Source organism: Herbaspirillum sp. RV1423 (assembly GCF_000577615.1).
Lineage (GTDB): Bacteria > Pseudomonadota > Gammaproteobacteria > Burkholderiales > Burkholderiaceae_D > Herbaspirillum.
Genome location: NZ_CBXX010000038.1, coordinates 63,003 through 84,890, shown reverse-complemented (window position 1 = coordinate 84,890; position 21,888 = coordinate 63,003). Strand labels below are relative to the sequence as shown.

Genomic DNA, 21,888 nt, shown 5'->3' with positions numbered 1-21,888 from the left:
GGGGTTCCTTTGATTCCCGTGTACTCTACGACGGTAGTCGCCCCCAGTATTCATGCGGGTTACAGCGGTGCTCACCGTAATATTTCCTTTTAAATCAGCTACTTGCTGATTGCCATTTTCGCCGGGTATGATGGAGCGCATTGTTCTTTCCACGAAGAATCAAAATGGACCACTGGCATGCTCCCTACCTCGGCTTGCGCCACATCCCGGCTGAACTCAACGAGTTTGAACTCAACACGTTCTTCACATTTTCCGTCAAAGAGCGCGGGCTGATCAACCAACGGCGCCGTGATCTATACCGACTGGCGCTGGCCCTACACCTCGGCTTCGTTCGTATGACTGGCCGCACGCTCGATGCCTATAAGCAGATCCCGAAGGCCCTTTGGACGCATCTTGGTGACCAACTAGGGATCGCGCCTCCGGAAATTGGCACCCTTCGCTCTCTGTACGACACCCGCCCGCGCACATTGATCGACCACCAACAGCTCGCTTATCAGACTCTCGGCTTTGGGGTCATGACCGAGCACCAGCGCCGCTATTTGGTGCGCTGGCTCAAGGAAACGTTAGTCGGACGGCCGGACACTTCAACGTTGCTGATGCAGGTCAAATGCTGGCTGTACGAGCATCGCATCCTGATTGCGCACGACCGTTTGCTTAAACGTGTGATCGCCGATGCGATTCGCAGCCATGAGGAGTTCCTGGAGACGACATTGCTGCAGTCGGTAGGTAACGCCACTATAAATGAATGGAGCCGGCATCTCCCCGCGCCAGAGGGCGAATACGGGAGTCTGCAACAATGGCTCTGGGCAGTGCCGCTGAAGCACTCGACAGTCCAGATGGCTGAATTGTTCGACAAGATCGACCGGCTCTATGTGCTGAAGGTAACCACAACTTGGCCTGCGGACGTGAACGAGACTCTGGTGCGGCATTACGCGCGCCGCTGCGCGAACCGCCCACCGTCGGTCAGCAAGCGCGTCCAGTCCCAGTCGCGTCGGCTGGAAGCCGCTTGTTTCATGCGCTATGCATTGTGCGCTGCCACAGACCAGTTGTTGGCTATGTTCCGGCGCTGGGCGATCGATGTGACCAGCGAGGCTGGCCGGCAGGTCGACAGCGGCCGCCCCGACCTCAAAAAGCAACTCTGCAGCTTTGCTGAAGCGATCAAGGCGCTGGCACAGGACAAGACTCTGCCGGCGGACGAGGCACTCACTCAGATTGCCGATCTGGCCGACCAGATGCTCACCCAGCATGCGCCGAGCCGGCGCAGCTTGATTCGCCTGCAGTTGATGACCAAGAGCGCCCAAGCACGCGCCATGCTGCACAAACTCGTCAAGCTGCCGTTCGAATCGGAAACGCAGCATCCCGTCATTGACGCGATTAACGTGCTACGCGATCTGTATGGTCTGAATGGCGGCAACGAACTGCCGCCGAGCATCAACCTCAAGCTCGGCCGCGTGTGGCAAGATATCATCTATGGGCAAGACCGTATTGAGGCGTTACGCGCATTCGAGTGGGCCACGATCTCCGCGCTACGTATGGCATTACGCAACGGTTCTGTGTATGTCGACCATAGCTTTTCCTTCCGCAGTAGGGCGACGCTACTCATTTCCGAGGCCGAATGGAAAGCCAAACGCCATCATTATTATGGCCATCTGGAACTGTCGCAGGACCCGAAGGTGTTTCTGGCCAAGGTCGTTGATCACCTCGACCAGGGGCTCGAACGTCTACGCGATGCCTACCTGCGCGGGGAGGTCCGGATCGAAGACGGCAGTATCCGTAACGAGGTGCTCAAGGCCGAGGACAAGGCGCCTCATCTGGACGCCTTGCGCCGGGCGATTTTCGAAGAGCGGCCCGTAGGGCAGCTGCCGAAAATTATCCTCGACATCGACAGCGAGGTGCGGTTTTCCTGGCTGTTACTCGGTCGTGAACCACGCTCGCGCAGCGAACTGCTGCTGGTCTACGCTGCCGTTCTGGCGCACGGCACGTCGCTATCGGCCGCTGACATTTCCCGCATGATCCCAGAACTGAAGGGATCGGCGATCCGTCAGATGATGAAGCTGGTCGCCGACGAGCGCAAGTTACGCGAAGCGGCGGATGCCATACTGGTCTACATGCACCGCCATCCGATTGCTGCACACTGGGGACGCGGAGATTTGGCATCGAGCGACATGATGAGCCTGGAGACGACGCGCACCGTCTGGCAGGCGCGCGCCGATCCGCGCCGCCGCACCGCCTCAATCGGTATTTACACCCATGTGCGGGACCACTGGGGCATCTTTTACGACATGCCGATTCTGCTCAAAGAGCGCCAGGTCGGCGCCGCCATCGAAGGCGTGGTACGGCAGGCAGGAACCGACGACGTCGCTCAGCTCGCTGTCGACACCCACGGCTATACCGATTTCGGCATTGCCGTGGCCAAGGGCTTGAAGTTTGACTTGTGTCCGGTCCTGCAACATATGCGTGACCGCTATCTGCATGTGCCGGTCGGCCACGAGGTACCGGGCGAAGTCCTCCCCGTGGTCGCCGGCGATGTGGACCTCGACGCGATTGAGGCGATTTACGACGAATTCGTGCGCGTGGTTGCGTCCATCCAAAGCGGTCGTTGCACGGCTGTGCAGGCCTTACAACGCTTCGGTTCCGCCGCTCGCGGCCAGGATGTCTACGATGGTGGCGTGCAGCTGGGGCGACTGCTGCGGTCAATTTTCCTGATCGACTATTTCACCAACCCTGTGTTCCGACGCGAACTACGGCACGCCTTGAACCGTGGTGAGGCTGTCCATGCTGTGCAGCGCGCCGTCCATACTGGCAAGATACCGACCGAACTGGCCAAGCGGCCGGAATCGCTGGCCGCCGTGTCATCGAGCCTGTCGCTCTTAACGAACGCCCTGATGGCGTGGAATACCCAGCACATGCAACACGCGGTCGAGCGAATAGAGGCCGTCGGTGGGGAAAGCCTGCCCCCGGAAGACCTGCGTCGCATTGCGCCTACCAATCTGGAAGGCATCAACCTGCGAGGCACGTTCGAATTCCCGCTGGCGGATTATGCGCAACGCATTCTGCCTAATAGCACAGCAGCTACTGTGGATGCTATCCGGAAACGGTCATAATAATGCTGTTTTCTACCGCAAAGGAACATGCGACGGACATGTCTCATTGGTTAGGGCAGCGCCGGCCTCGATGTGCAAGAACTCCCAGATAACGACATCGGCCCTGGGAAGTCGTTTAGAAACGAGTGTATGGATATGAAAATAAAACAGTTTTCGGTAGCATCTTGTTTTTCCACCTTTGTACTTCCTCATCTCCTTTTTATTAATGATTTGGAAACGAGAAACAAAACGGCGATGGTGTGCTGTCTCGCCTGGAATATCAGCTTGTTCCCCGACCCGGAGGAGCGTGAAAATCACATTAGCCGCGTCTGGGAGATCGGAGATGCCGACACACCAGAACAGGCTTTTCCAGGGCTAGAGCGTGAGTTTAAAGATGAGCTTCGCATGCTCGTGGTACAAAAGAATGATTTATTTCCTTGGACCAAGATCAATATTCCATCGGTACGCCTGGTGGCCTGCGATAAGTACGACATCTTGCAAGTAAAGACCGGAAATAGCGACGAGGAAGAGATCAAGGTCATTACCCATCCGGATCCGTTGGGGCTTCCTTTGATTATCGATCATCTACGGGATGTTCAAGAAAATACAGCCGAACAAATTATATTGTTGCAACGAGCTACGGGCATTTCTACGGCCCTCAGCGATGTTGAGAAGACCCAGTTGGCCACTTCTTATTGCGTGCAGCGAGCCGATATGATTGGATACCGCCGGATACTATCCGTATGGCGGGATGCACAACCTGGACCGAGTGTTAAACGTGTTATTGGCCACTGGCTGGGTGTCTTGGAAGAAATTGATTCGAATGCAAAATCCGTTTTGCATCTGTTGACCAGCATGCATCACTGAGCCATCTACCACTATGAATTCATCTGAAACGACAAGCGCAAATGACAAATCGCGACTGACATCCAATGTGGCACTGGTTACCGGCAAGTTATTCTGTGGGTATCATCAAGGATATGGAGACGCGCAGGTGGGCTCCTACCTGAACCGCAATGGTAGAAAAATGTGGATGTGTGCCGCTTGCATGAAACTGCGTGGCATTACCGCAAGATAAGAAAAAACTCATAATCCTCGCCTATTCGTTGCATTGTGTAGCGATACACGATACAATCCACCTCATGATTAAAAGCTTTCGACACAAAGGGCTGCACCGCTTCTTTGAAACGGGTAGCAAAGCTGGAATCCAGGCCGCACACGCGGCCAAATTGCGGCTTCAACTGGCAGCACTGGATCAAGCTGTACAGCCGGAAGATTTATCAGCCCCATCGTGGGGACTGCATCCTTTGAAAGGTGATCTAAAGGGACATTGGGCAATTACGGTCAATGGAAACTGGCGATTGATTTTCGCTTTTGAGGGTGCGGACGCGATCCTTGTGGATTATCTCGACTATCACTGAATTTTACGGAGGTTTTTATATGACTCGCATGCATAACCCGCCTCACCCCGGAGAGGTGTTGAGAGAATATCTGGGGGATGTCACCGTGACTGAGGCCGCCACTCGTCTTGGCGTTGGCCGGGTCACGCTTCAACGTGTCGTTACGGGCGCGGCCGGTATTTCGCCTGACATGGCGTACCGCCTTGGTTCTGCCTTCGGTACCAGCCCTGAATTGTGGGCAGGAATGCAGCTGCAATTCGACTTATACCAGGCCGGCAAGGTCAAGCGCCCAAAAATTGAACGCATCGCAGCATAGGCAGCTTGTATGCTCGCCGGATGACAGTTGATAAATGCGCGGTATTGGGCAATGTCGCACAATCAAGCCTCGTGAGGGGGAAATTAATGAACTACGACAATCTTCAAGAAGCAGCCAAGCAGTTGGCAGTCCCGTTGGAACGGTGGCTTGAAGCGAGTGGCAACGAGGTTATGCGAGAGGATATTGGAGCATTAAAACTTGCAAATTGGGACGCTAGGGTCGATTTTGAAAGTGGGGAAATTTTGGAGACTGGGCTAACGTATTGGGCGGCCAATACGCGGAGCGGCTTGAGGTGCGGGATGTCCCCCTCGAAAGAATCGGCTAGAGAAGATGCTCTATCGGCGCTTGCCGAAACTTTTTGAGTGAGTAAAACGTCATGTCGATCACGACCACCAGCGTAAGCGTTACGAAACGACGCGGAAGAACGCCGACGCGCTTGAAAAGCGTGTTCTCGACCGCATGGAATCGGCCAACAGCACTTCACGTTGTTACCGTGTTATTTAGAGGCGAAAGTGAAGAAGGCGATGATGTTATTTCTCAAGCGCTTTTTTGGCGAACTTCTAATGACGCTGCAGAGTCCTTGACGTCAATAATCGAAGAAGCGAAGTCGGCAAAATCCCACCTTGAAATTGTAGATATCTTGTATGGCAACACGCTTACAGGTGAAACAAAGAGATTTAGGTATTTAGAAGGCGCTGTTTCTGAATATTGATAACTGAAAGAAATTTCATTGGGCTTTTTCATCTCCTATTCCGGAGAGCTGCACGTATCGGACGCCTTCTGATCGAGAGGAAAAACATGAACAATAGTGTTGGTAGTTTCGAGTTGGCACTTGTACAAGCGCCCCAAGATGATAGTGAAACATTCAGCTCGGACTATCAGGAAGAATTAATTCATTTTGCTAAATTAACCCGGCCGACCTCGCGTCGTGCATTCACAATGGACTCTGCTGACGGGGGTGGCGGTTTAATCGGCGAGTTCCTTTTCAATCACGCACAGCCGATCTTGAACACAGTTGGTCCGGCCCTTGTCGCATATATTGCTGGACGTATGGGCCGCAAAGTTCGTCTCAAGGTCGGTGATGTTGAAATCGAAGCGCGCAACAGGGAAGAAGTTGAAAAGCTTCTTGAACTTGCAAATGAGTATCAAAAGAAATTGGCCTCAAACGCCCCTGGTTCATAAGCTAAAAAATAGCGAGGAAAAATGTGGCGAATACTTCCATTGAGAAAACCGAAGCAATTCAACGATTCTTAGGCTATGCCGCTGAATATTTGGCTGAGTTTTCAAACGCCATTGATAAGACACAAGCATTAAGGTTCATGGAGCATTTTCTTATCTTCCTGACAGCGGCAGTTCAGAATTTTAAACCTAAAAACATGAAAGCGCCGTCTATCGATATGTTTCTGGCTGACGATAAATGGCATCAAGTTTGTTGGCTGTGGGAAGCGCGTAATACGGTCGCGCATGATTATATGAAGTTTCACACTCCGGATGCAGTACTTGAGTTTGGTGGATATGAAAGCGCTGTCTTTGTTTCAGGTTTCTTTTTTCTGGATGTTTCACGATACGACTCCAAGAAAAAGGAATATGAAGTTATTAGTGCACCGGCTGAGAATGCCTTGCAAGTCTGCCGAAATGGGTTGGAGTTTTGGAATTTCGTTTTCAGAAAAATCCATGCTACGCCGACCGGGGCAAGAAATTTCGACCTACCGACGTTATGGAATAACTTTAATTCACGGTAGATAAAGAGGACACTCTGAAAGCGAGCCGTTCAAATAAAGTGTTGAATATTCCGAGCCTAACGGCAACGGCATGAAAGGTTAAGGTATTTAGCGTGAAATCTATTACTAGTCTTGATGAAGCCTACGACTGGGAATCTATCCCAGGGTGGCATTTGTTGACGCAACTGGAAGCGGTTGAACGATCGTTTGCAAAACGGAGGTTATTTGAACGGCTTGACTCTGAAAGTGCAATTTTTAGTTTCCTCGCTCCCCATATTCCGGTTTCTACCTAAATCCGCCCGCAAAACTTTGTTCGACGAATTCGCGCAATTGCGACAAGTCTGTCTTCGCGTAAGCAGCCGTCGTCTCGACTGAGGCGTGCCCGAGCAGCATTTGTGCCGCTGGTAGTGGCACTTTGTGGTCGACCACCAGCGATTTCGCATAAGTGTGCCGCAACCAGTGCGGCGACGCCACCCTGAGCAGCGCCGCCTGTACCGGATCCTGATGTTCGATCTGCTTCGCCACCTCACAGAACAGTGACTTCACTTCGTCAAAAAGTCCCGATTCCTGCAGCGAGCCCCCCTTAAATCCGTGAATCAACGGTAAATTCTCCGTAGCGCCGGGCTCGGCCGGTAGGCCGCGTGCGACCCGATAGGCACGCACTTGTTGAACGCAGGCCGTGGGCAAGGGAATAGCGCGCAGCTTGTCTCCCTTGCCGTGGACATGAAGTGTCCACAGGTCGGGGGCCTCGGCTTCGATGCGTGGCAGCCCAGTCTCCTGTGACCACGCGAGTTCTGCCAGACGTACGCCACTGAAGCGATACAACGCCCAGATCGCGCGCCGGCGCAGCAGAGTGATGTCGTCGTTCTGTTCTACCATCGCTAGGGCCCATGTATCGCAAGCGGCGACCAGAGCCGGAGGCAGAAAGCGTTGTGGCGAGTACCCGGTGCGCTTCTGTGAGCCGGTTGCCAGCTTGGCGGCCAGGTTGGCAGTCAAGTATCCAGTCTCATGCCAGTAATCGTAAAGGCTCGCAACGGTGGCCATGGCTCGCGACACTGTCGCGGAGGCTGGGCGCTTGATGGTCGGATTACCAGCTTTATCCGCCGTCGCATGTGCTTGCGACAAATAGCCTTGGTATTGCAGCAGATCGGCTCGCGTCAGGTCAGAAAGCGGGCCAAGCTGGCGATCTCGACACCAGGTCACAAGCCGTCGCATCTCTGATGCATAAGCGCGGAGCGTATGACGTGACTTGCTGGCTCGCTCACGCATAAACGAAACCAGAGCTTCGAGGTCCTCGACTACTGCCAGCGTGTTGGTACCAGGTTGTCGATTGACGAAGCGTCCGCCGCGGGCCAGCCAGCACGTCATTTCTGCCGTTTGATTTGATTCAATCAGGGAGATCCACGTGCTGGAATCGTCAACCGTCTCAGGTCTCGCAGGCAGGATATCGTCGGTGGGCCGAAATCGCCGACGATATGTATGCATCAGCGCCGTCAAGACCTTGAGTGGCTCCGGTGCTTCCTCTTTCGCAGCGGTACGTAAGCGACCACGTTCCCACCATTCGACAGCCTCCGGATGGTCGAGCAAGACGCCAAATGCAGCCGGCTTAATCCTCTTCGCTTCGCCAAGCGAGGCAAAGCTACGTTTCATGCGCGAAAAAGTCCAGCGCTCATAACAAGGATGGCCAAGTACATGACCAAGAGGGGGAAATTGAGGAAACGGGAAAAATTGTACGCTAAGGCTTTTCAGCGTTTCGCAAAGGCCGATACTGCCCTATTTCCAGTCGTTTGCTTTGCCGCCAGAGATAGTCTCCAGTCAGATTGATGTGCTCCCAGCCCAGCGGTGATAAGAATGACAACAGTGCATCCTCAATATCTTTTCCTTGCGCTCGCAACGCCTCAATGACGCGTTCCAGATATACGGTATTCCAAAGCACAATGGCGCTAGTGACGAGCGTGAGGCCGCTTGCACGGTAACGCTGCTGCTCATAGTTGCGGTCGCGGATCTCCCCCAGACGATTGAAGAAGACGGCGCGTGCCAAGGCATTTCTGGCTTCGCCCTTATTTAGGCCGGCATGTACTCTGCGGCGCAGCTCGACATCCTGAAGCCACTCCAGAATAAATAGCGTCCGTTCAATTCTCCCGAATTCCCGCAATGCAATAGCAAGTCCGTTTTGGCGAGGATAGCTACCGAGCTTGCGGATCATCAAGGAGGCAGTCACGGAACCCTGCTTGATTGACGTGGCGAGCCGCAATACTTCGTCCCAATGGGCACGTAGATGCTTAATGTTAAGCGTCCCTCCGATCATCGTCCTTAACGCATGGTAGTCCTGCTCTCTTGATGGCACATACAGCTTGGTATCGGCCAGATCTCGAATTCGTGGCGCAAACTTAAATCCGAGCAAATGCATCAATGCAAAGACGTGATCCGTAAAGCCAGCGGTATCTGTGTAATGCTCCTCGATGCGGAGTTCTGACTCGTGGTAAAGCAAGCCATCAAGGACGTAAGTCGAGTCGCGCACGCCGACGCTGATAGGCTTGCCGTAGAACGGCGAATACTGGTCGGTAATATGGGTATAGAAAAGGTGTCCTGGTTCGGTACCGTATTTTGGGTTGACATGCCCGGTGCTTTCAGCCTTCCCGCTGGCGCGAAATCGCTGAGCATCGGAAGAGGATGTCGTCCCACTACCCCAGTTCGCTGCGAAGGGATTGCGCAATTGAGCATTGGTCAAGTCGGCCAGTCCGGCGGTATAGGTCTCATCCCGTATATGCCAAGCTTGTAACCATGAGAGTTTGGCGTAGGTCGTGCCGGGTGTGGAATCGGCCATCTTGTTTAAGCCCAAGTTAATTGCGTCTGCCAAGATCGCAGAGAGCAATAACGTACGATCTTTTGTGACCTCGCCGGACTTCAGGTGGGTGAAATGCCGGGTAAAGCCCGTCCAGTCATCAACCTCCATGAGTAATTCCGTAATTTTGACCCGAGGTAGGATCACGCTTGCTTGATCGATCAGCGCCTGGGCGGACTCTGGTACCGCCGCATCAAGCGGGGTGATTTTTAGTCCGGAATCCGTAATGATGGCGTCGGGTAGTTCCTGCGCAAGCGCCAGATGATTCACTTTTTCCAGCTGCTCCTGGAGAAGTGCCAGGCGGTTTGTCAGATAGCGATCGCAGTCCGGATCGATCGCCAATGGAAGTTCCGCATCCCGTCGCATGGCGGTAAATTTTTCGACCGGCAGAAGATAGTCTTCAAAATCCCTGAACTGGCGAGAGCCTCTGACCCAAATGTCCCCGGAGCGTAAAGAATTCTTCAATTCCACAAGGACGCACATTTCGTAGAAGCGACGATCGATTCCATCGTCTGTGAGGACCAAGGGGCGCCAGCGTGCCTTGATAAAGTCGACTGGAGCATCTTCGGTCACCTTCCTGGCACCCTTGAGGTTCATCTCTTTCACCACCTCAATCGCGTCGAGAACGCTCTGCGCGGCTGGCGCCGCCCGGAGCTCCAATACATCCAGAAATTCTGGGGTATAGCGACGCAAGGTATTGAAATGTTCTCCCATCAAATACAGATGATCGAATGACTCAGGCTGTGCAAGATGCGCGGCCTCATCGATGCTTTTGGCAAATTCATCCCATGGCAATACGGCCTCGATCGCGTCATACGGGTCCATACCTGCCAGCTTAGCTTCTACCAGTGCCTTGCCGATGCGGGTGTACAACAAGATTTTTTCGTTGATGGCCTTACCCTGCTGATGGAACCGCTGTTGGTGTTTGTTTTTGGCCGCATTAAACAGGCGCATGAGTATGCGGTCGTGAAGATCCACTATTTCATCGGTCACGGTCGCCATCCCCTCGATGGCAAGCGCTACCAAAGTGGCGTAACGCCGCAGATCTTCGAATCTGGACAAGTCGCGCGGCACCATCTGACCGCCTTCACGCGCTATCTTGAGTAACCGATTCTGATGGACGTAACGACCGATCCCCTCTGGCAGATTCAGTGCTTGGAACGCTTTAAGCCGCTCGATGTGCTCCATCATGAAGCGGGAATTTGGTTTTCGAGGTGATTGCCGAAGCCAAGACAACATCGTCACGCCGGTGCCGGGACGGTTTGTCAGCAGCGCGTCCAAGCTGCGCCGATGGATATCGGAGAGCGGCTCTGTCAAGGTACGGTAGATCTTCTTGTTCGCGCGACTGATCCCCTCCGCGCATATCCGATCGATCACAGATACTGCAGGCAGGATTACGCTGCGATTGCGCAGCTGTTGTAATGCGTTGGCAGCGAGAACGATCGGCTTATCTGTCTGCGTCGCCAAGTCTGTCATTTGATGGACGAGGAAGCGATAATCCGCCAGCCCGAACGGACGTACTGACAGATAGCTTCGCAGCTCCTGGAGGTGCTCTCTTCGCGTGGTATCTCTCTGAGCGTAGTCGCCCCACATGTCCGGATTTGCTCGCACTTGACGTGCGACCCACTGCACCACATGGGCTGGCACTTCCCGGTCGTTGCCGAAGGCATATCCAGGAAACCGCAACATACAGAGCTGGACGGCAAAGCCAAGCCGGTTAGCATCGCCTCGACGTTGACGAATCAGGGCCAGATCGGTGTCGTTGAGCGTATAGTGCTGAATCAACTCGTCTTGTGACTCGGGGAAGGTAATCAGGCTCGCCTGTTCAGCGGCTGAAAGAATGGAGCGGCGTGGCATGTCGGTGAATTCCTCTTAAGGCGGGAAGTAGACACTGCTTTCGGCATGAAGAGATTCGTGGCAACCTCTCCTGGGCGGACGAAACTAATTGGCGATTTTTATTTGAAATTTTCCCCCGATGTGCAAAATGGAAAAAACTGTACGCTACGGAATTCGTTGGACGATTGACCGCCGCAAGCAGCGTGTCGCGCTAGCTGTAAAACGCCTGTCCCGGCCAGCAACGGGACATTGCATCAGACGCTGAATGGTTGTCAATGGCAATTTTTCACACTCTTGCGCGTGGTTACTTCCGTAAGCCAACGCAGATCACGACATGAATAAATTGTGTCCACGAGATGCTATAAACTGCAGCACGAAATACAGCAGAACGTGATCGGCTCTGATCAAAACCGAAAAATTGAACAACATTGGCTTGTATGAAAAAACGTCAAACCTACTCCACCATCCTCGAACGCGGCGGCAAAGTCTCATGGCCGAAGGCGTTGACGGACTGGAAGATAGGCCAACGTGTGTTCCTGTCCATTCATGACGGTGCGATTGCCGTCACCACCCGGCCATCGCGCCCGATGAACGGCCGAATATTTTCCACGCGGATCAGCCGCAAATTCAGCAGCAAACATTTCTCAGCTAGCTGATAGCTACCAACTAGCCCGAAATGAGCCGGCTCAAGCTGCGAAATCAACAGATCCTTTAGTCACTAAAGGCGGTAATTTCGCATGCGAAATTTTCCTCCATCGTCGGCTCCCCCTTAATCAAGAGGATCACGTGGCAAGAATTCTTGTAGTTGACCTGGAAGCGACCTGTTCGGACGACGGCAGCATTGCGCCGGAAGAGATGGAAATCATTGAAATTGGCGCTTGCTGGACCACTGAAGGCGGCGTGGTGCTCGAACGCTTTCAACATCTGGTCAAACCGATGGTGCGACCGACACTCACGCCATTTTGCAAACAATTGATCGGTATCACGCAAGAAGAAGTCGATCAGGCCCCCTTGCTCCCTGTCGCAGCACAGGCGCTTCAAGCCTTCGTCAACGACATGGTATCGACCGATGCTGTCTGGATGAGCTGGGGAGCTTACGATCACAAACAGTTGACCAGGGAGGTCCAGCGTCATGGCATCGCCATGCCTTTGACCATGCCCCACCAGAATGCCAAACGGCTTTTTGCAAAGGCCCAGCGCATTGGCAAGGAAGTTGGCATGGTTCGGGCGTGCGCGCTAGCCGGCATCAGGCTGGAGGGGCAGCATCATCGTGGACTGGACGACGCAGTCAACATTGCTAAGCTGATGCCTTGGGTATTGGGGCATGCCACGCTTTCGGGCCAAAGCCAAGGCAGCGCGGTTGTTTAATGAGGGAGTACACGGTGTCGTTCAACGTCTTTATCGATACGGAGTTCACTGACTTCCTTGATCCGCAGTTGATCAGTATCGGCTTGGTGGCACAGAGTGGCGAAGAGTTTTACGCCGAGCTTCGCTACGAGGTGCGCGAATGCAGCGAGTTCGTCAAGGCAGCAGTGCTTCCACTCTTAGGATACGCACCCCATGCCGAAATGACCAAGGACGATCTCTATGTCCAGATGACCAACTGGCTCAGGCTGGTAAGGCCGAAAGATCAAGAGGTCTTCATTTGCTACGACTACCAGACTGATTGGGACCTCTTTTATAACGCCCTGGATGGCCGCGTGCCTCCATGGTGCAAGCGCCGCCTCGTTGCTGATCGCATCAATGAGCTATTGCGTTATGAGTTTCATCAGGAACATAAGCTGCCTGAGCATCATGCCCTCAATGATGCCAGAGCAAATTGTTATGCTTTCCGTGAAGTTCCTTCTAATTCACCGTAGCCCTGAGATGGCCGTTCGATTTTCACATTGTTGAGCGCTGATTCATAATGCGATTGGATAGCTTCCAATAACGGACATCGTCCATCCCAGCACTTATACAGGAAATAGCCTCCTATGATGCTGCCAGCGATGCCTGATAGGGCGAATACCCAAAGTGATGCGTCGAAAACTTCATCTAAGCTAACTAAGTGAAAAATCATCTTAAGGGCACAGGGTAGATACCCAGCAATCATATGAAGCGACTTTGCATGAATTGCTCATTGAAGCAAAAAGCATTCAATGAGCAGACTGTAGGCTATCGATTGCTTGAGGGAAGCATTCGAGTAAGGGTTCCATCTTTCAGAATAATTTGATGGTAGAGAGCAGCGCATACATGTAAGCCGATCAGCGCTAATAGTGCCCAGACCGACGCAATATGCCAATCCCCGATCGTGGCCAGCAAATCGGAATTTGCAGGGAAGATTGCGGGCAGCTGCATCAAGCCGAAGAAGGACAGGTTCCAGCCACGCTCTGCAGCATTCATCCAACCCAGGATGGGTGAGATGGCGAGAAGAAGGTAGAGTCCGCCGTGCACGAACTTGGCTGCAATTACGGTGAGGGTCACACGCGTATGGAGCGGTTTCGGCGCCGGACTGATCAGGCGCCAAACCAGTCTGCCCAGCATGACCAGGAGGATCAGCAATCCGACCGAGATATGGAGACTGACCAATCCTTCGGGCGATTGCAGATCATCCACATCTGCCATGGTCCAGCCGATGGTGCATTGGGCGATGATGAGCAGCACCGTGATCCAATGGAAAAACTTGGCAACGGGCGAATATTGTTCTTGAATACTGTTCGACATAATAGCTCCTTAGATTTCACTGACTTCGACTTCTATCTGGCTCACTAATTGACTCGGAATATTGACCGTCACGCGCAGGCCGGATTGACTAGATTCGTCACGAAAGCCAAGCGTGATGCTTGCACCCAACCTGTCTGCGATGGCCTTCACGATCGACAAACCTAACCCAGAACCGATCTGACCGCTGCCCAGCAACCGGTGGAATGCCTCGAAGATGCGCGCTCGTTCGGCCACCGGGATACCTGGCCCATTATCTTCGACAATCAAGGCCACGCTTTTATCGTCAACTTCGATTGCAAGATCCACCTTGCCACCATTCGGGGTATAGCGAACGGCGTTATCAACAAGATTTCTGAGGAGCGAAAACAGATCGAGCTCGTCAACCAACAGGTGGGCATCTCGCTGACCATCCACGCCGATATCGATTTGCTTGGACTCGGCCAATGGCATCAGGTCCTCCAACACGCGGCGATAAATGAACTGAACGGAGATAGGCGTAGCCACGGCGGAAACGGATGATTGGGCTTTTGCCAACGCTAGCAGTTGATTGAGGAGGTTACGGCCTCTGTCGATTCCTTCCCGTAATGCGCGCAAGCGTTGGCTTGCCTGTTCGGACATGTCAGCCTCTTCCAACCTTTCCGCCTGCAGAGAGATGGCCGTCATGGGAGAGCGCAGTTCATGCGCAGCGTCCGCGACGAATCGCCGCTGCGAGGCCATGGATTGATCTATCCGACCGAGCAATCGATTAATCGCTACTGCAAACGGTCTTACCTCGACAGGGAAATGACTTGCCTCTACCGGATGCAATTGCTCATCCTGGCGTTGGTCCACTTCCTTGGATAATGCCGCAATGGGACGGAACATCTTTCGGATCAGATCGGCGACGATCAACAACAGGACGGGAACCAGAAGCAAGAAAGGCATGATGGTTCTCAGCGCACCGTCTCTGGCGATTTCGTTGCGAAAATCAGATTCTTGGGCGACAGCGATGCGTTCTCCGCCGGGCATCGTCTGAACCAGCACACGAAAATTCTCTCCCGCCGCATCAATGTCGTGTAGGCCATCCGTCAACGTGGACGAAAGAGGAAGTGCTTCTTCAGCATCTATTTCCGCTTTGTTGGCGGAATAACCAAGATGTTGAACAATGACACGAGACTCTTCGTTCGAAGAAGCGTAACTAACCTCTGGCACAGGAGAAGCAGGCGAAAGTCGCTGACGCTCCATCAGGTGAGCGATTTGACGAAGCATATCGTCCTGTAATTCGTGCGATTCATCTAGCGCGGAAACGAATGAAAATACCCCCGCTACTATGGCTACTATTAAAATCGCCAAGCAAAGCATGACGGAGAGCTTCAACTGAACCGATTCGTTCAGCCGGCTTTTGAGACCATCCATCCTACCCCCCTGACGTTTTTGATGATGTCGCTGCCAAGCTTCCTGCGCAAGGAATGGATTAAATACTCGACCGCATTGCTTTCGACTTCCTCGTTCCAGCCATAAATTCTGTCTTCCAATTCGCTGCGCGACAGAATTGCTCCCGGACGCATCAATAATGCCTGGAGCAGAGCGAACTCACGGTTGGACAACTGTATCGAGCCTCCATCTCGCAGACTTGCCTCCTTGCTAGCCGGGTCGAGCGATAGCAGTCCATTGGTGAGTAAAGGAGAAGCGATTCCACCCTTGCGCCGCAAAACCGCGCGCATGCGGGCCAGCAGCTCGGCCATCTGAAACGGCTTGAGGACGTAGTCATCTGCGCCGCCATCTAGGCCTTGCAAGCGATCATCAAGGCCATCACGCGCCGTGATGATGAGCAAAGGAATTGGTATGTCTTTTGCGCGTATGCTCCTCAAAACATCTAACCCGTCCTTGCCAGGTAAGCCCAAATCCAGAAGAGCGATATCGTAGTGTTGGCCAGTGATGGTCGTGATGGCGATTTGTCCGTCCTTGATCCAGTCTACCGCGTACGATGCATCCTTCAAGGCGGCCTGAATCGCCTCACCAATCATCGCGTCATCTTCGACCAGCAGTACTCGCATGTCGCCTCCATTCGAATGGTATCAATGTGATGCCGTTGCCGCTCTCTGCCGGAAGACCAGCAGGGGACGTCTCAGAAAACGGAAAATAAAGCACGTTAAGCCCATTGCAGACGCTAGATATTGACGAGTACGTCGGGTTTTCTCTTGTTTGAGTTGCCTCTTGTGGTAAGATAGTAATCAATTACTATCTTACAAGGAGTGCTCGTGGACACCCATCCAAAGCATCTGCCGGCCGATGAACGTCGTGCCGTAACTGTCGAGTCCGTCGTGGCGCTTGCCGGTTCACAAAACCCAAGCGAGATAACCACTGCGGCTATCGCTAAACACATGAACTTGACCCAGGGTGCGCTGTTTCGGCACTTCCCGAACAAGGAAGCCATTTGGCAGGCGGTCATGGAGTGGGTAGCAGAGCGCCTATTAGCCAGAATCGATCGATCCGCACAAGGAATCGAGTCGCCCTTGGCAGCCATGGAGGCGATGTTCATGAGTCATATCGAATTCGTAGCTGAGCACCCAGGCGTGCCAAGAATGATGTTTGGTGAGCTTCAGCGTGCCGAATCGACACCGGCCAAGCGCATGGTGCAAACCTTGATTCAGCGCTACGGCGAACGTTTGCATCGTCTCATCGAGAAAGGCAAGGCCAGCGGCGAGTTGTCTCCCTCGCTTGACAACGAGGCGGCGGCAACGCTGTTCATTGGCACGATCCAGGGCTTGGTCATGCAATCGCTGTTGGCGGGTGATGTGGGACGTATGCACCGCGATGCGCCGCGCGTCTTTGCAATTTATCGGCGTGGCATAAGGAGTGCGCAATGAAAAAGTTACCCTTGCAAGGCCGCACCCTGGCGCTGCTTGCCGTCATCATTCCTTTGCTGGTGCTTTTTATTTATGTCGGTCTGCGATCAGGGCCGCTCGCCCCGGTCGCTGTGACGGTGGCAAGCGTGGAATCACGGGCTATCACACCGGCGCTGTTCGGCATCGGCACGGTGGAGGCGCGCTACACCTACAAGATCGGGCCGACGTTTGCCGGGCGCGTCAAACGCCTGGAGGTGCATGTAGGCGACCAGGTCAAGGCCGGACAGGTGCTCGGCGAGATGGAGCCGGTCGACCTCGATGATCGGGTGCGCTCACAGGAGTCGGCATTCAAGCGTGCGGAAGCGGCTTTGCGCGAGGCAGAAGCCCGGCAAGCCTACGCGCAAACCCAGGCGCGCCGCTACGAGCAATTGTTTGCGGTGCGCTCGACCAGCGAGGAAATCGTCACCACCAAGCGGCAGGAACTGCAGATCGCCGATGCCGCCTTATCTGCCGCTCGGGAAGATATTGTCCGGGCACGCTCCGACCGCGAAGGACTCGTCGCGCAGCGGAGCAATCTGCGCCTGATCGCGCCGGTCGACGGTGTAGTCGCCGTGCGCGATGCCGATCCCGGCACGACCATCGTCGCGGGCCAGGCCGTGGTGGAAGTGATCGACCCCAAGAGTTTGTGGATCAATGCGCGCTTCGACCAGATCAGCGCATCGGGGCTGGCTGGGGGGTTGCCGACTCTTATCGTCCTGCGTTCGCGTGGTGGCCAGACCTTGAAAGGTCGCGTGCTGCGGGTGGAACCCAAGGCCGACGCGGTAACCGAGGAAACGCTTGCCAAGGTGACATTCGATAACAAACCAGAACCTTTGCCACCGGTGGGTGAACTGGCCGAAGTCACGGTTGACTTGCCGGCGCTCCCGGCCGCTCCACTGATCCCCAACGCAGCCGTCCAGCGTGAGGGCGACAAAGTTGGTGTCTGGCAAATCGTGGATGGTGATCTGCATTTCTCCCCGGTCAAGCTCGGCACTTCCGACCTCAATGGTTACGTGCAGGTGCGCGAAGGGCTCAAGAATGGGGACCAGGTTGTGACCTATAGCGAAAAGGCACTGACGGCGCGCAGCCGCATCCATGTGGTCGACCATATCCCAGGAGTGTCACGATGATCAGCCTGGCCGGCCGCGACATTCTCCATGCCTGGGGAAAATTCGTCTTCACCGGCATCGGTCTGGGTCTGCTGATCGGCGTCACCCTGGTCATGGCTGGGGTGTACCGAGGCATGGTGGACGACGGCAAGGCGTTGCTCGACAACAGTGGCGCTGACCTTTGGGTGGTGCAAAAGGATACTCTGGGTCCTTATGCGGAGTCGTCCAGCCTCAACGATGACGTGTATCGCGCCATTCTCGCCATGCCGGGAGTCTCACAGGCAGCGAACGTGACCTACCTGACCATGCAGGTACGCAAGGGCGAGAGTGATGTACGCACCATGGTGGTCGGCATCGCGCCCGGTGCGTTGGGGGCTACACCCGGATGGCCTCCTTATCTCGTCGCTGGACGCCAGATCACGCGCGGTCACTACGAGGCGGTGGCCGACATCGCCACCGGCTTCAAACTGGGAGATCGTCTTGCCATTCGCCGAAATCATTACACCGTCGTGGGGCTGACACGGCGCATGGTGTCGTCCAGCGGCGACCCGATGGTATTCATTCCGCTCAAGGATGCCCAAGAGGCTCAGTTCCTCAAGGACAACGACGCCATTTGGCAAAGCCGGCGTCGCACCGAAGCCAACCCGGCCTTCAATCGACCCGGTGTTCCTGGTTTGCTGGATGCCGTGATTGCTTCACAGAGCACCAACGCGTTCGTCAATGCAGTGCTGGTCACTCTGAAACCTGGTCATGCGCCGGACGAGGTTGCCGAATCCATCCGGCGCTGGAAACGTTTGACGGTCTACACACGGGCACAGATGGAAGACATCCTCGTCGGCAAGTTGATCGCCACGTCGGCCAAGCAGATCGGCATGTTCTTGGTGATTCTGGCCATCGTTAGCGCGGCCATCGTTGCCTTCATCATCTATTCGCTGACGATGGACAAAATCCGCGAGATCGCGGTGTTGAAGCTCATCGGCACACGCAACCGAACCATCGCCGCGATGATCATGCAGCAGGCGCTCGCCCTGGGCGTGATTGGTTTCGTGGTCGGCAAGATCACAGCCACTTTCTCAGCGCCCCTGTTTCCCAAGTACGTACTGCTGATGCCGTTCGACTCCATCGCCGGTTTTTTCGCCGTGCTCGTGATCTGCGTTCTAGCCAGCATCGTCGCCATTCGCATGGCACTCAAGGTCGACCCGGCCGAAGCCATTGGAGGTTGAGATGAGTGGCAAAGGCATTCGCATCGAAGGTTTGAGAAAACGTTATGGCGAGGGCGATACCGCGGTCAATGCCTTGAAAGGCGTGGACATGCAGGTGGCACCCGGCGAGGTGGTGGGCCTGATTGGCCCTTCCGGGTCCGGCAAGAGCACGCTGCTCAAATGTCTGGGCGCGGTGATTGATCCGACCGCCGGTCGCATGACGCTGGGCGATGAAGTGATCTACGACGATGGCTGGAAAGTCCGCGACTTGCGCGCCTTGCGGCGCGACAAGATCGGTTTCGTTTTCCAGGCACCATACCTGATTCCGTTTCTCGATGTCACCGACAACGTGGCGCTACTGCCGATGCTCGCAGGCGTCGCGAATGGGGAGTCGCGCGCGAAGGCACTGGAACTGCTCACCGCGCTCGATGTGCAACACCGGGCTCGCGCCATGCCCTCGCAACTCTCCGGTGGCGAGCAGCAACGGGTCGCCATTGCGCGAGGTTTGGTCAATCGCCCTCCGGTGATCCTGGCTGATGAGCCCACAGCTCCACTAGACAGTGAGCGCGCCATGGCTGTAATCCGCATCCTCAATGACATGGCTCGGAAGTTCGAGACCGCCATCATCGTCGTCACCCATGACGAAAAGATCATCCCCACTTTCAAGCGCATCTACCACATCCGCGACGGTGTGACCCATGAGGAAGCTGGCGAAGGGCGGGAGTTCGAATGAGAGAACGATTGAATTACAGGAGAATTTCATGACCCACCGCAAACACAGCCACGCATTTGGAACTATCACCCTGACCGTTACGGCCTGCCTGCTTTTATGGGGTTTTCAGTTGCCAGCTTGGGCTGGTGACGCTACCCAGGTTGAGCCACTGGCGCTACGCAAGATCATGCAGGAACTCGGGCGCAACATGCAGGCTATTACCGGTGCGATTTCGCAGGAGGAATGGGTTCAGGTCGTTCAGCTCGCCCCAAAAGTTGCTGCACACCCCGAGCCACCGCTTACTGAAAAAATGCGCATCCTTGCTTACCTCGGCGCTGATGCGACCAAGTTCAGAAACTTTGACGCGCAGACTCACGAGGCGGCGCTGGCCATGAAGCTGGCTGCTGCGAGCAGCGACGGCAAGGCGGTGATCCAATCATTCGCCCACGTGCAGGAAAGCTGCTTGGGCTGCCACCAAGCTTTCCGTAAACCTTTCGTGGAGCATTTTTATGGAGCACGCTAAAACATGCCAGCGCCCCATCAGCCTCGAAAGACGGCTTGCGGCAACTTACCTGGTAGCTGGTCTGGTCACCGCCGGTCTGGCCGGCTGCGCCGCCGGCCCTGATTTTCAGCGTCCCACCGCACCCGATGTGGCTCGCTACACTGCAACACCGGTGGCTGATAGAACCGCGTCCGCTCCCACGCAGTTCGGCGAAACACAACGTCTAGTCGAAGGGCTTCCGATCGAAACGCAATGGTGGCAAAGCTTGGGTTCATCCGCACTCGACGGACTGATCAACGAAGCTTTCCATGTCAGCCCGACGCTGGCGAGCATCAGCGCCAATTTGCGACAGGCGCAGGAGCTTCTTGCCGCACAGGCGGGCTCGACGCAATATCCACAGGTAGATGTCGCACTGGGATCTCAGCGCCAGCAAATGAGTCCCAGTAGCCAAGGGTTGAGCGGAGACGCACGTCAATTCAGCCTCTACAACGCCAGCGTTGGCGTGCATTACAACCTCGATCTGGCTGGCGGCAACCGGCGCGCACTCGAAGCCTTGGCTGCTCGCGCCGACTACCGTCGCTTCGAACTGAATGCTGCGCGCCTGGCCCTTGCCGGCAACATGGCAACCGCTGCCATTACCCGAGCACGCCTCGCCGCGCAACTAGAAGCCACTACTGCCATTTTGCGCGTGCAGGATGAGCAACTGCGCCTAGCCCATGAACGCGTGCGTATCGGTCAGGCCTCACCTGATGAAGCGTTGAGCCTACAAGCTCAGGCGGAGCAAACGCGGGCAGAACTGCCTGCGCTGCGTAAACAACTGCAACAAACCGAACATCTACTGGCGGTGCTAGCCGGTCGTGCCCCAGGCACGGGTGGCATCCCGGCCTTCACTCTGGCCGATTTCACTCTGCCCGTCGAGATGCCGCTCGTCGTGCCCTCAGAACTGGTGCGCCGCCGACCGGATATCCAGGCGTCAGAGGCGCTGTTGCATGCGGCCAATGCAGACTATGGTGTGGCTGTCGCCAAGCTCTACCCACAGATCAACCTGAGCGCCAACCTTGGCTCTCAAGCGCTGACCACCGGTGCCCTGTTCGGTGGTGGCTCGGCAGTGTGGGGCCTAGTTGCGCAGCTCACCCAGCCTCTTTTTAATCCAGGGCTACCCGCTGAAAAAAGAGCGGCGCTCGCCGCTTTTGATGCCGCCGCAGCCAATTACCAGAGCGTCGTATTGGAGTCTTTGCGTAACGTCGCCGACACCCTGCGCACGGTGGAAAGCGATGCACAAACTTTGACTGCCCTCGCTGCCGCTGATATGGCTGCACAGGCCTCCTTGCAGTCGGTCGAGCGGCAATACCGGCTGGGCGCGGCCAGCTACCTGCAACTGCTCATCGCGCAGCAACAGGCACAGTCAATCCGGATCAATATGGTTGCGGCCCAGGCACAACGCCTAGTCGATAGTGTTGCTTTATATCAGGCCCTGGGAGGTGGTGTCAGTTAAGGCTATGCCCTAACCTGATGTCAGATGTTGAGCACAAACAACGTCAGAGTAGAGTGTGAATTTATATTTATTGACACATTCAGCCAAGGGTAATAGA

22 protein-coding genes are annotated in these 21,888 nt (G+C 55.0%); 17 read left to right on the top strand and 5 right to left on the bottom strand.

Annotation, left to right across the window (positions count from 1 at the left end):
* Positions 1-164: 164 nt before the first annotated feature.
* The 8 genes from RV1423_RS23830 (at position 165) to RV1423_RS23800 (ending at position 6,541) form a co-directional block, all read left to right on the top strand.
* Complete coding sequence (locus RV1423_RS23830) at positions 165-3,104, top strand: Tn3 family transposase (RefSeq protein ID WP_034302318.1); 2,940 nt, start codon at positions 165-167, stop codon at positions 3,102-3,104.
* Between the two features lie 135 nt (positions 3,105-3,239).
* Positions 3,240-3,950: a hypothetical protein gene (locus RV1423_RS23825; RefSeq protein ID WP_034302359.1), complete on the top strand. Its 711-nt coding sequence runs from the start codon at positions 3,240-3,242 to the stop codon at positions 3,948-3,950.
* Between the two features lie 275 nt (positions 3,951-4,225).
* A complete protein-coding gene (locus RV1423_RS23820; protein ID WP_034302356.1) occupies positions 4,226-4,504 on the top strand; it encodes a type II toxin-antitoxin system RelE/ParE family toxin in 279 nt (92 codons plus the stop codon).
* A 19-nt stretch (positions 4,505-4,523) separates the two neighbouring features.
* The gene (locus RV1423_RS23815; RefSeq protein ID WP_034302315.1) at positions 4,524-4,799 is read left to right on the top strand and encodes a HigA family addiction module antitoxin; all 276 of its coding nucleotides are present in this window, start codon (positions 4,524-4,526) and stop codon (positions 4,797-4,799) included.
* Positions 4,800-4,885: 86 nt separating this feature from the next.
* Positions 4,886-5,161, top strand: a complete 276-nt coding sequence (locus RV1423_RS23810; protein WP_155835248.1) for a hypothetical protein — start codon at positions 4,886-4,888, stop codon at positions 5,159-5,161.
* Positions 5,162-5,175: 14 nt separating this feature from the next.
* The gene (locus RV1423_RS30095; RefSeq protein WP_155835247.1) at positions 5,176-5,511 is read left to right on the top strand and encodes a hypothetical protein; all 336 of its coding nucleotides are present in this window, start codon (positions 5,176-5,178) and stop codon (positions 5,509-5,511) included.
* Positions 5,512-5,597: 86 nt separating this feature from the next.
* Entirely contained in the window at positions 5,598-5,981 is a 384-nt protein-coding gene (locus RV1423_RS23805) for a hypothetical protein (RefSeq protein WP_034302310.1), read from the top strand.
* 23 nt (positions 5,982-6,004) lie between these two features.
* Positions 6,005-6,541, top strand: a complete 537-nt coding sequence (locus tag RV1423_RS23800) for a hypothetical protein (protein WP_034302308.1) — start codon at positions 6,005-6,007, stop codon at positions 6,539-6,541.
* A 264-nt stretch (positions 6,542-6,805) separates the two neighbouring features.
* Here RV1423_RS23800 and RV1423_RS23795 read toward each other — a convergent pair whose 3' ends face one another.
* Positions 6,806-8,170: a tyrosine-type recombinase/integrase gene (locus RV1423_RS23795; protein ID WP_051516902.1), complete on the bottom strand. Its 1,365-nt coding sequence runs from the start codon at positions 8,168-8,170 to the stop codon at positions 6,806-6,808.
* 85 nt (positions 8,171-8,255) lie between these two features.
* A complete protein-coding gene (locus RV1423_RS23790) occupies positions 8,256-11,222 on the bottom strand; it encodes a Tn3 family transposase (RefSeq protein ID WP_034302304.1) in 2,967 nt (988 codons plus the stop codon).
* A 416-nt stretch (positions 11,223-11,638) separates the two neighbouring features.
* Here RV1423_RS23790 and RV1423_RS23785 point away from each other — a divergent pair, with 416 nt between their 5' ends.
* The 3 genes from RV1423_RS23785 (at position 11,639) to RV1423_RS23775 (ending at position 13,060) form a co-directional block, all read left to right on the top strand.
* Positions 11,639-11,857, top strand: a complete 219-nt coding sequence (locus RV1423_RS23785; RefSeq protein ID WP_034302300.1) for a hypothetical protein — start codon at positions 11,639-11,641, stop codon at positions 11,855-11,857.
* Between the two features lie 130 nt (positions 11,858-11,987).
* Positions 11,988-12,569, top strand: coding sequence for a 3'-5' exonuclease (locus tag RV1423_RS23780; RefSeq protein WP_034302298.1), 582 nt, complete (start codon positions 11,988-11,990; stop codon positions 12,567-12,569).
* Positions 12,570-12,583: 14 nt separating this feature from the next.
* Entirely contained in the window at positions 12,584-13,060 is a 477-nt protein-coding gene (locus tag RV1423_RS23775; protein WP_034302351.1) for a 3'-5' exoribonuclease, read from the top strand.
* A gap of 295 nt (positions 13,061-13,355) precedes the next feature.
* Here RV1423_RS23775 and RV1423_RS23770 read toward each other — a convergent pair whose 3' ends face one another.
* The 3 genes from RV1423_RS23770 to RV1423_RS23760 are packed head-to-tail and all read right to left on the bottom strand — an operon-like array spanning position 13,356 to position 15,940.
* A complete protein-coding gene (locus tag RV1423_RS23770) occupies positions 13,356-13,904 on the bottom strand; it encodes a cytochrome b (protein ID WP_051516901.1) in 549 nt (182 codons plus the stop codon).
* A gap of 9 nt (positions 13,905-13,913) precedes the next feature.
* Entirely contained in the window at positions 13,914-15,299 is a 1,386-nt protein-coding gene (locus RV1423_RS23765) for an ATP-binding protein (RefSeq protein ID WP_034302296.1), read from the bottom strand.
* Positions 15,275-15,940, bottom strand: coding sequence for a response regulator transcription factor (locus tag RV1423_RS23760; protein ID WP_034302295.1), 666 nt, complete (start codon positions 15,938-15,940; stop codon positions 15,275-15,277). Before RV1423_RS23760 ends, RV1423_RS23765 begins: the two co-directional genes overlap by 25 nt.
* Positions 15,941-16,144: 204 nt before the next feature.
* On the opposite strand from RV1423_RS23760, the gene RV1423_RS23755 reads away from it, so the two are divergent.
* The 6 genes from RV1423_RS23755 to RV1423_RS23730 are packed head-to-tail and all read left to right on the top strand — an operon-like array spanning position 16,145 to position 21,791.
* Positions 16,145-16,753: a TetR/AcrR family transcriptional regulator gene (locus tag RV1423_RS23755; RefSeq protein WP_004393990.1), complete on the top strand. Its 609-nt coding sequence runs from the start codon at positions 16,145-16,147 to the stop codon at positions 16,751-16,753.
* Positions 16,750-17,901 carry an efflux RND transporter periplasmic adaptor subunit gene (locus RV1423_RS23750; protein ID WP_003056109.1) on the top strand — a complete coding sequence of 384 codons (1,152 nt, stop codon included), beginning with the start codon at positions 16,750-16,752 and terminating at the stop codon, positions 17,899-17,901. The genes RV1423_RS23755 and RV1423_RS23750 overlap by 4 nt, the downstream gene beginning before the upstream one ends.
* Complete coding sequence (locus RV1423_RS23745; RefSeq protein ID WP_034302293.1) at positions 17,898-19,103, top strand: ABC transporter permease; 1,206 nt, start codon at positions 17,898-17,900, stop codon at positions 19,101-19,103. The genes RV1423_RS23750 and RV1423_RS23745 overlap by 4 nt, the downstream gene beginning before the upstream one ends.
* A 1-nt stretch (position 19,104) precedes the next feature.
* On the top strand, positions 19,105-19,815 hold the full coding sequence (locus RV1423_RS23740; RefSeq protein WP_003056107.1) for an ABC transporter ATP-binding protein: 711 nt from the start codon (positions 19,105-19,107) through the stop codon (positions 19,813-19,815).
* A gap of 28 nt (positions 19,816-19,843) precedes the next feature.
* Positions 19,844-20,317: a cytochrome c gene (locus tag RV1423_RS23735; protein ID WP_003056106.1), complete on the top strand. Its 474-nt coding sequence runs from the start codon at positions 19,844-19,846 to the stop codon at positions 20,315-20,317.
* The gene (locus tag RV1423_RS23730; protein WP_034302290.1) at positions 20,304-21,791 is read left to right on the top strand and encodes an efflux transporter outer membrane subunit; all 1,488 of its coding nucleotides are present in this window, start codon (positions 20,304-20,306) and stop codon (positions 21,789-21,791) included. The genes RV1423_RS23735 and RV1423_RS23730 overlap by 14 nt, the downstream gene beginning before the upstream one ends.
* The last annotated feature ends 97 nt before the right edge of the window (positions 21,792-21,888 follow it).